The following is a 7,031-nucleotide window of genomic DNA, read 5'->3' on the forward strand; positions in this document are numbered from 1 at the left end:
AACTCATGCTGGATGATTTAGATAGCAGCCTGAAACGGTTTTTCATCTACGGATTACCCGATTTGCAAAATCAATCCGAAACAAGCGTTTCCCTGAGCTTTGTCACGCCCTTAGAAGGGGAAATTCAACAAAAACCCGCCATTAACTTGTTCCTCTATGATGTGCGGGAAAACTTAGAACTCCGCCGTGGAGACTGGACGATGGAGCGCCAAGCCAACGGGACTGCTATTAAAATTCAGCCTCCCGCCCGCATTAATTGTTCTTACCTCATCACCGTCTGGGTCAATGGAGATGACCCTCAAGAAGAACATCACCTTCTCAGCCAGATCCTGAAACTGCTCCTCCATCACCCAGTTTTGCCCCCAGAACTGCTCATCGGCAGCTTACGGGATCAAGACTATCCCGTACTCTTGAAAGCCCTGCAACCGGGTTATTTACAGGGGCCAGGAGAGTTTTGGCAAGCCCTAGGAGGCCGACCCAAACTGTCATTACACTGTATGGCAACCATCGCCATTCCCATCGAAAAAGAGACGGGAGAATGGCCCTTAGTTTTAGAAAATCAACCCCGCCTCTCCCGCCTCTCTTAACCGCCTATGATTCCCTTAAAACGTCGTCATCGGATTGCCCTCGCTGGACAGGTCAACAATGAGGTAACAGGAGATGCGATCGCCCAAGCCACCGTCAAAATTATTCAAGCCCCCGATGCCTTTATTCAGAGGCTGATCTTGAAAACCCGTTTGTATGGCTTACCCCGATCTTTCACCCGCCCGGGATGGTCTAACCCCTCCTTTCCCCAAGCCCTCACAGATCCCAACCTCACCCTAGGAGAGAAATTCCCAATCCTTCAACAGCTTTTTGATCACCTTGATCAGAAACACAACAACCCATCCGCTCATGTCATTCCAGATCGGACAAAAACCGCCCCCGACGGTTGGTTTTACTTCACCGATTTACCCCCCGGTTTTTATCAGCTTGAAGCCTCCCTTCCCCGGGCAAAATTACGCTATAGCACCGCATCCTTAACCGTAGAACTTGATGACCCACCTTTAAACAATCAACCCGCAAGAAACAGCCCATTTTCTGATAAACTGAATCTAAAATTATGGATAAAACCGACAACCCTTTTGGGTAAAATTGTAGACGCAGAAAATCAGGAAAGTATCGACCTTGCAACGGTTAAAATTAACCAAAGTGAAGACCCGACCCTCAGATTTGAAACCATAAGTTTTAAAGCCAATGGATTTAAAATCAATGGTTCTAAAGTCAATGGTTCTAAATCCACCAGTTCCAGAAGTATTCGACCCCAAACCATCGAAAATTATGATCTCGGAGACTGGAACTATTGCCTGAGTGACTTCGAGCCACAAGATCCCGTGACCACCGTTACCGTATCGGCTCAAGGTTACATCAGCCAAACCCAAAACATTCCCATTCAAACAGGAGAAATCAAAAAACTTAACTTTCAACTCCATGCTCAAAGATAATTAGTTCAACCGATCACAATCATTTTCAAACCAAGGAATAAGGAGAATGCCTACTTATTTATCCCCCGGTGTTTATGTTGAAGAAGTGCCATCAGGACTTGCTCCCATTGCAGGGGTAGGAACCAGTACCGCCGGATTTGTCGGCGTGATTGCCCTCACAGAAACCCTCACCGGAAGCGAATCCGAATCCGCAGAAGAGGCCGCGGCTGGGGACTCAAGCTCTGGGTCTAAAAAAGACAAAGGCGCGGCGAAAAAGAAACTGGCGAAAAAAGGAGACTTTCTCCCCAGTAATGAAACCTATTCCGTCGTCCTTCAGGATCAAAAAACCGGAGATGATTCTGTGGTGTCATCTGAATCCGTCCCAGCCGGAGAAGTCAAACTTTGTACAAACTTTAGTGAATATAAAAAATACTTTGGCGACTTTTCCGCCCATCCCGGACACAGTACCCTAACCCACGCCGTCTATGGATTCTTTCGCAACGGTGGAACTCGGTGTTTTGTCCTTTGGATTACCGCCGAAAAACAAATGGATGCCGCGTTAGATGTTTTTGAAGCCATTGATGAAATTGCCATTGTCGCCGCTCCGGGGGTAACATCCAAGGCAATCCTCGCCAAGCTGGATATTCATTGTCGGGCATTAGGCGATCGCTTCGCCATCCTCGATGCCGAAGAAGACATTGCCATCGATCAACTCAAACCCGGCAGCCCCAAAATTCTCGGCAACTCCGATTATGCCGCCCTGTACTTCCCTTGGATCCAAGTCTTCGATCCCATCCTCAACCAGCCCAAATATATTCCCCCCAGTGGCTATGTCGCAGGAGTCTACGCCCGAGTGGACAATCAGCGAGGAGTACACAAAGCCCCCGCCAATGAACCCCTTCTCGGAGCCATTGGCTTAAAACAAGAAATCAGCAAAATCAAACAAGAACCCCTCAACCAAGTTGGAATTAACTGCATCCGGAATATGAATGGCAACATTCGGATCTGGGGCGCACGCACCCTAGGTTCCGGCCAAGACAATCCCGACTTTAAATACATCAACATTCGGAGGCACTTCAACTATATCCGCGAGTCCATTGATCAAGGAACCCAGTGGACCGTTTTTGAACCCAACACCCCCGAACTTTGGGCGCGAATTCGGCGGAACATTTCAGCCTTTTTAACCAACGAATGGCGCAAAGGAGCCCTATTCGGCATCAGTCCTCAAGAAGCCTTCTTTGTCAAATGTGATGCCGAAACCAACCCCATTGACGTTCGGAAACTCGGTCAAGTCGTCACCGAAATTGGAGTTGCCGTCATTGAACCCGCCGAATTCGTGATCTTCCGCATCACCCAATTGGTGAACGAAGATCAATAGTGAAGATCAATAGTAACGTTTAAGCTGATTCCCATTTAAACCATCGATTCCACAAGCTGAAACCTTGAGCTAACTTGAATCGAGACAGAAACTTAAATGATTAACAGCTTAATCGCCCACCCTAGATTAGGTCAAAATTGTCCCGTGAGCCGCTATAAACTCCCTTCCCCAACACTCACCGCACCCGGTGTCATCCTTCAAGACATTGCCCCCACTCCCAGAGAGGGGTTAATGACAGGTGTCCCCGTGTTTGTTGGAGGGACTCAAGCTCAAACCAATCAACAGCTTGAATATATTGCCAGCCCCAAAAAACTAACCCTGTGGCCGGAATTTTTGCAACAGTTTGCAGAATTTTCCCTGAGTTCTTACTTAACTCAAGCCCTGCGAGGTTTCTTTGAGAATGGTGGCCGTTTATGTTACGTTTTACTCTTACCCCAAGAGTCAGAACAAGAGCCATTATTTTCCTTAAACACCTCAACATTAGGTCACGGGTTAGAAACACTCGAATCCCTCACGGCCATTGATCTAATCTGTGTCCCAGACCTCATGCAGACCCCTTCCCGCACCGAAATCATTCATCTACAATCCCTCGTCCTGGAACATTGTGATCGAATGGGCGATCGCTTCGCCATTCTCGATAGTATTCATACCGAGAATCTAGAAGAGATCAATCAACAGCGACAGCAATTAATCGGCAACAATGGCGCGATTTATGCACCTTGGATTCAAGTTGAAACCGTTGCCCATTATATTCCCCCTTGTGGACATATTGCCGGGATTTATGCCCAGAATGATCGGGAAAGTGGAGTACATCGCGCCCCCGCTAACTATGTGTTGAATGGTGTGTTAGACCTGAGTCTTTTATTAGGTGATCAGGATTGGCAATATCTCAATGTAGACTACGGCCCCGGGGTGAACTGTATTCGGAGTTTTAGAAATCGCGGGATCCGGGTTTGGGGAGCTAGAAGTCTGAGTCAAATTCCCGGTTGGCAGTACGTCAATGTCCGACGACTGATGATTACCCTTTTGCGCTGGGCTGAATATAACTTAGGGGGGATTATTTTTGAACCCAACGACACAACACTCTGGACTCGCATCACCCGAGAATTAACCGTTTACTGTGAATCTTTGTGGGAGCAAGGCGCTCTCCAAGGGCAAGAACCAGAAGAGGCGTTTTATGTCAAGTGTGATGAAGAAACCAACCCGCCCGATCTTCGGAATGCAGGTCAAGTTTTAGTCGAAGTTGGTTTATCCCCCAACACACCCGCAGAGTTTATTGTCATTTCTCTGATTCATGGCAATGGTGGTGTCACTTTTGCCTAAAAAATAATGAACAATTCCCTTGTTTGAACGAAAGGAGATCAAATTTTATGCCGAATATTAAAGACACCCACGATCCTTATAATGGTTATAATTTTTGGGTTGAATGGGATGGTATTGTTCATGCTGGATTCCGGGAATGTAGTGGTTTAACCGGAAGCAGAGCCGCGAGTTTGTATCGTGAAGGAACAGATAAAAACTTAGCCCAGCGACAGATTCCGGGCTTAAATAGCTTCGGTAATATTAGTCTGAAACGAGGGTTTACAGACAATGCTGAATTGTGGGAATGGCACGAAAAACTGTTAACTGGAGAAACAGAACGTCGTAACGTTTCGATTATTTTGGCTGACGATAAAGGCAAGGAAAAAATTCGTTGGAATTTAGAAAATTGCTGGCCGACTAATTGGAATGGTCCTGAATTTAATGCAACGGGGGGTGAAGTAGCGATTGAGTCCCTAGAATTGGTTCACGAAGGGATCACTGTTGGTTAATTCACTGTGGGTTAATGGAGTCAAAAATGCACCAAACTGAATTTCCTTTTACCTTACCCCACGGCTATATTGATGCTGAGGGATGCTTACATCGAGAGGGAATTATGCGACTCTCTAAGGCCGCCGATGAAATTATACCCCTTCGCGATCCAAGAGTGCAGAGGAATTCAGGATACCTCGTGATTATTTTGTTAGCACGGGTAATCACGAGACTAGGTACAATTGACCAACTCAATACGAAAATTATTGAGGAGTTGTTTTCTGGAGATTTTGCCTATCTTCAGGACTTTTATCAACGCATTAACCACAATGGAAACACTCGCTTTCGGGTAACTTGTCCCCATTGTAGTGGTGAGTTTGAGGTAGAAACATCTCCTGTGGGGGAGTGATGTGCTACCCCCACAAGCGCTTACTTGAGGAGGTAGCCTACCTTTCTTATCACTTCCATTGGTCCTATGAAAATGTCATGAATATGGAACATTGGGAGCGTCAGCAATGGGTTGCACAATTGTCTGAAATGAATCAACAAATCAATCGACAATCCCATAATAGTCGAGCCTAGCTTTTGATTTGTATTAACCCGTTGTAGGTTGGGTGAAGCGCCAGCGAAACCCAACAAAACAGTAACCCGGTGTTAAAAATCATCCTCGTTTGTTGACCGTTAGGAGTAAAACCAATGGCAAAATCCAATCAGAAAGGAGGGAAAGAAAAAAGCCGTGATCCCTATATGGCTTTTAATTTCACCGTAGAAATTGAAGGCTTAACCGTGGGGGGATTCTCAGAGGTGATTGGGTTAAGTGGCAAGCTAGAACTTGAGACTTATGTAGAAGGAGGTGTTAATCATCGTATTCATCGCTTCCCTAAGCAGATGGATTATCCGAACTTAGTATTGGTGCGAGGATTAACCGAACGGGATGATCTTTGGAAATGGTATGAGGACGTTACACGGGGAAAGATTCGCCTACAAAACGGCACTATTATCTTGAAAGATAGCCAACAATCGAAAGTCCTAGCTTGGAATTTTAAGAAAGCTTATCCGGTGGCTTGGGAAGGACCACAACTGAACGCATCAAATGGAACAGAAGTAGCTTTTGAACGCTTTGAATTAGTTCATCGGGGTGTGTATAAAGCCTAGTTTTGGAGAGTTTTTAATTGAATTGAATCAGACGGGTTAGTTTTTTGGCTGGGGGCCTATGTATTTTGATCCTAAACTGGTACAACGCTTGAATCGACCGTTACAGCGTCCGGGTGTGACGAATCATCGGATGGCGGAGCATTTGATGGCGCGATCGCAATATTTCCTAGATCGTTTACCCTTACTCGACCAACAATTGAGCCGTTGGTCAACCGTGGTAGAACAAGACTCAGAGGAAGTTCCCATTGTCTACGTCCAGAATGCAGAGTCAGAGGTTCTAGCAACCGAACCCCTTAAAACCCCTAACCAGCCCCCCGTAGAAATCCCCGCCCAGAGAGAAGCACCCCACGGGGATCATCCCCTCATCCCCCCCACCCCAGCCACAGCCCACAGCACTGAGGCACAGCCCCCAGTGCAACCCATCATCACCCCAGACCCATCCCCCCTAACCCAGCCCATCCTAGAGCCAGTAAACCCCCCTCTTCAAGGTGAGGGCATCATTCAAGCGCAACGACACCCCGAGAGCCTAGAGAGAGAGGTTCACCATCCCGCCCCCCCCACTAACCGGAAAACCCGCAAACAAGCCCGTAAACAGGCCCACAAACAGAAGCGTTCCCAGCGAGACAGGACAGCCACGCCCCCCCAGACGGCAACTCCCCAAGCCCTGACTCCCCCAGCGCAGCCCTCCGAGACGGCAGCCCTAACCTCCCTTGTAGTACAACCCACCCCTACCCCATCGCCATCCCCTGACCTTCCCTCCCCACGGGAACAGAACCCCCTTGAATCCTCTTTTCCCGAACCATCCACCCCAACCAGCCCCCATTCTGAGCCAGCCGCCACCCCTGCTCTGCCTTCCGTCCAGCCCATCCCCCAATCCCTGACTCCCCTAACCCCCCTTGGAGGTGAGGGCATCATTCAAGCCAAACAAGATCCCCATCCAGAGCGAGCCATGCCCCCGCTCCTCATTCCAGAATTGCCCCCAACCGAGTCAGCCAATCTCCCCACCCCACCCCAGAGAACCCTCCCCCAAACTCCCCTAGAACCCCAGCAACCCCTTTTCTCCGTCCATCCCAACCCAGAGACAGACTTCATACCCGCCCATCTCCCCTCCCAAGTAACCCTTGAAACTCCTCGGGTCTTCCCCACTTCCCCCTCTACCGAACCCCTACAACCCACCCCCACACCGTCCCCAGCCCCTGCCCTTCCCTCACCACGGGAACAGAACCCCCTTGAATCCTCTCCTC

8 protein-coding genes and 1 pseudogene are annotated in these 7,031 nt (G+C 48.4%); all 9 read left to right on the forward strand.

Features of this window, described 5'->3' with window-relative positions; translation table 11 throughout:
- The first annotated feature begins 5 nt into the window (after positions 1-5).
- Entirely contained in the window at positions 6-587 is a 582-nt protein-coding gene (locus tag K4A83_RS13005) for a DUF4255 domain-containing protein (protein ID WP_265265008.1), read from the forward strand.
- A 6-nt stretch (positions 588-593) separates the two neighbouring features.
- Entirely contained in the window at positions 594-1,484 is an 891-nt protein-coding gene (locus tag K4A83_RS13010) for a carboxypeptidase-like regulatory domain-containing protein (RefSeq protein WP_265265009.1), read from the forward strand.
- Positions 1,485-1,530: 46 nt separating this feature from the next.
- Positions 1,531-2,841 (forward strand): phage tail sheath family protein, encoded by a 1,311-nt coding sequence (locus K4A83_RS13015; protein ID WP_265265010.1) that lies wholly within the window; start codon positions 1,531-1,533, stop codon positions 2,839-2,841.
- A 96-nt stretch (positions 2,842-2,937) separates the two neighbouring features.
- Positions 2,938-4,164 (forward strand): phage tail sheath family protein, encoded by a 1,227-nt coding sequence (locus K4A83_RS13020; RefSeq protein ID WP_265265011.1) that lies wholly within the window; start codon positions 2,938-2,940, stop codon positions 4,162-4,164.
- Between the two features lie 47 nt (positions 4,165-4,211).
- Positions 4,212-4,652, forward strand: a complete 441-nt coding sequence (locus tag K4A83_RS13025; RefSeq protein ID WP_265265012.1) for a phage tail protein — start codon at positions 4,212-4,214, stop codon at positions 4,650-4,652.
- A 26-nt stretch (positions 4,653-4,678) separates the two neighbouring features.
- Positions 4,679-5,041, forward strand: coding sequence for a phage tail assembly protein (locus K4A83_RS13030; RefSeq protein WP_265265013.1), 363 nt, complete (start codon positions 4,679-4,681; stop codon positions 5,039-5,041).
- Positions 5,041-5,214 (forward strand): DUF6760 family protein, encoded by a 174-nt coding sequence (locus K4A83_RS23225; protein WP_017303725.1) that lies wholly within the window; start codon positions 5,041-5,043, stop codon positions 5,212-5,214. Before K4A83_RS13030 ends, K4A83_RS23225 begins: the two co-directional genes overlap by 1 nt.
- A 114-nt stretch (positions 5,215-5,328) precedes the next feature.
- Positions 5,329-5,787 carry a phage tail protein gene (locus K4A83_RS13035; RefSeq protein WP_265265014.1) on the forward strand — a complete coding sequence of 153 codons (459 nt, stop codon included), beginning with the start codon at positions 5,329-5,331 and terminating at the stop codon, positions 5,785-5,787.
- 58 nt (positions 5,788-5,845) lie between these two features.
- A pseudogene (locus K4A83_RS13040) lies at positions 5,846-7,031 on the forward strand (hypothetical protein); the annotation flags it as partial.

Source organism: Spirulina subsalsa FACHB-351 (genome assembly GCF_026130165.1).
Classification (GTDB): Bacteria; Cyanobacteriota; Cyanobacteriia; order Cyanobacteriales; family Spirulinaceae; genus Spirulina_A; species Spirulina_A subsalsa_A.